This is a genomic window from Lysobacter sp. BMK333-48F3 (genome assembly GCF_019733395.1).
GTDB lineage: Bacteria > Pseudomonadota > Gammaproteobacteria > Xanthomonadales > Xanthomonadaceae > Lysobacter.
In genome coordinates this window covers 1-351 of sequence record NZ_JAIHOO010000003.1, presented here as the reverse complement: position 1 = coordinate 351, position 351 = coordinate 1, and the positions used below count along the sequence as shown (strand labels likewise).

Annotated in this window: 1 protein-coding gene; it reads right to left on the bottom strand. The window is 76.1% G+C overall.

Going from position 1 to position 351, the window contains the following annotated elements:
• A partial coding sequence (locus tag K4L06_RS22435; protein ID WP_221673746.1) for a response regulator occupies positions 1 to 351 on the bottom strand: 351 nt, incomplete at both ends.

The window sequence follows — 351 nt, the reverse complement described above, 5'->3', positions numbered from 1 at the left end:
CGTTGATGCCGGGCAGGTCGAGGTCGAGCAGCAGCAGGTCGAACTGCGCGGTCGCCACTTCCGCCAGCGCGGCCAGGCCGTTGGCGACGTGGGTGACGCGGTGGCCCTGCGCGCGCAGCAGGCCGGCGATGACTTCGGCCACGGTCGGGTCGTCTTCGACCAGCAGCACCGCGCGCGGGCCGCTGCGCGCCGGCGGCCGCGCCGGTTCGGCGGCACCGCGGCCGGCCGGCGGCGGCTCGGCCGCCGGCAGCGGCAGTTCGAACACGAAGCGCGCGCCCTGCCCCGGCTCGCTGTGCACGGCGATATGCCCTTCCATCGCCACCGCCAGTTCCTGGCAGATCGCCAGGCCCA